Genomic DNA, 1,962 nt, shown 5'->3' with positions numbered 1-1,962 from the left:
CCGTCGAGCGCGGTGACCAGTTCCGCGCGTTTGGACCTCATCTTCCCGCGCGCCAGCTCGGCCAGCCGCCGCGGGTCGCGTTCGCCGGCGATCAGCGCCTCGATCATGTCCCGCGCCGACATGGTGTCCAGCCGAGACGCCACCACCGACACCTTGATCAACGCGTCTTCGAGCAGCTTTTCCAGCCGCTGCCAGTACCGGGTGCGTTCGTGGGTCAGATCTTCGCGCAGCCGGGTGTAGTCGCGCAGCCGGCGGATCTCGGCCGGCGGCACGAACGACGGGCGCAGCAGGCCCTTCTCGGTCAACTTGGCCAGCCAGACAGCGTCGAGTTTGTCCGTCTTCGGCCGGCCCGGCACATTCTTCACATCCCGGGCGTTGACCAGCTGCACCGACAGCCCCGCGGCCTCCAGCAGGTAGTACCAGATCCGCCAATAGTCCGAGGTGGACTCCACGGTGACCTTCTCGATGCCCGACTCGACCAGTTGCTCACCCAGCTCAGTGACGGCGCCGGTGCGCGCCGGCACCTCCCACACCCGGCTAAACCGGCGCCCGGCCTTCCCCGGCAGTCGTACGCACACCTTGCCCGCCGCCTTGGCCACATCGACCGCGGCGACCCGCTCGATCACCAACTCATGCTCGGCATCCGGAATCACCTCCGGTGCACACTTATCCACCGGCGCCGGCTTCCGCTTCCCTCTATGACTCACTTCACTTGCCCTCCAAACGAATTCGAACCAATCCATCGGGTGGGCCGCCCGGGGGGCTCGGTCAAGGGAACCGAAATTCTGACCGGCGTGCTCGAAGCAACAGTACGTGACCCTTCCAGGTCGGGCCCCGGCACCAAGCTGACTAACGGGCTCCACAGCCCAAGGAAGCGACGGCGTCGGCAGGCGACCCGACCCCATTTTCACGCCTACAAGGCGTCACCAAAAGGGATAGGAAGCTGACTACCAGTGGAAGTACTACGTGACGTAGTTGTACTGCTTCACCTCGTGGGCTTCGCGGTGACGTTCGGGGCATGGGTGGCGGAGGCGGCGGCACGCCGCTTCCGCACCACCCGGGTGATGGACTACGGGTTGCTGCTCTTGTTGCTCACCGGGCTCGCGCTGGCGGCGCCGTGGCCGGCCGGGATCGAGCTGAACTACCCCAAGATCGTGGTCAAGCTGGTGATCCTGGTGGTCCTCGGCGGCCTGCTGGGAATGGGCAACGCCCGGCAGCGCCGCACCGGGGATGCGGTGCCGCGCCCACTCTTCGCCGGTGTCGGGGTGCTGGCATTTCTGGCCGCGGGGGTCGCGGTTCTCTGGTGACCGGCCCGGCTACTGCTCGCCGAGGCCGATCAATTCGGTGACGTGGTGGTCGCGTCCGGCGGTGTAGCCGCCGTCCACGGCGATGGCCTGGCCGCTGACGAAGCTGGCATCGGCCGAGAGCAGGAACGTCGCCACGGCGGCAACCTCCTCGGGGCGGCCGAACCGGCGCAGCTTGTGCTCATGGCGTAGCCCCTCGCGCGGCCCGTTCATACCGGCAAGCCCCATCACGGACTCGAACAACGGGGTCTCGATGAACCCCGGGCACACCGTGTTGGCGCGGATTCCGCTGGGCCCGTAGTCGATCGCGGCGTTCTTGGTCAGCAGCACCACCCCGCCCTTGGACGCGTTGTACGCGCTGCCGCCGGCCGTCCCCTCGAGGCCCTCGACGCTGGACAGTGTCACGATCGAGCCGCGTTCGCCGGCCACCCGGTCCTGGGTCAGCATCTGAGACAGCGCGGCACGCATCACCACGAAGGTGCCCTTGAGGTTGACGTCGACGACACGATCCCATTCCTCGTCGGGCAGCAGGTGGATCGGGCCGCCGCCTCCCACGCCCGCCGAATGGACCACGCCGTCGAGGCGGCCCGCTGCCTCGACCACCGCGTCGACCGCGCGCTGCACGGCGACGGGGTCGAGGACGTCGGCGCGATGGAAG

General features: G+C 68.1%; 3 protein-coding genes. 1 reads left to right on the top strand and 2 read right to left on the bottom strand.

Going from position 1 to position 1,962, the window contains the following annotated elements:
* Window positions 1–674, bottom strand: a 674-nt coding sequence (locus WA944_RS07080) for an IS110 family transposase (protein ID WP_526610434.1), incomplete at its 3' end; no start/stop codon positions are given.
* A gap of 279 nt (window positions 675–953) precedes the next feature.
* Here WA944_RS07080 and WA944_RS07075 point away from each other — a divergent pair.
* Window positions 954–1,307, top strand: a complete 354-nt coding sequence (locus WA944_RS07075; RefSeq protein ID WP_526371733.1) for a Fe-S protein — start codon at window positions 954–956, stop codon at window positions 1,305–1,307.
* Between the two features lie 9 nt (window positions 1,308–1,316).
* Here the strand turns inward: WA944_RS07075 and WA944_RS07070 are convergent.
* On the bottom strand, window positions 1,317–1,962 hold a 646-nt coding region (locus WA944_RS07070; RefSeq protein WP_526646647.1), incomplete at its 5' end, for an SDR family NAD(P)-dependent oxidoreductase.

The organism is Mycobacterium sp. (genome assembly GCF_049683355.1).
Taxonomy (GTDB): domain Bacteria; phylum Actinomycetota; class Actinomycetes; order Mycobacteriales; family Mycobacteriaceae; genus Mycobacterium.
Note: the sequence above shows the minus strand (reverse complement) of the source record. Positions and strands in the feature narration are given on the sequence as shown.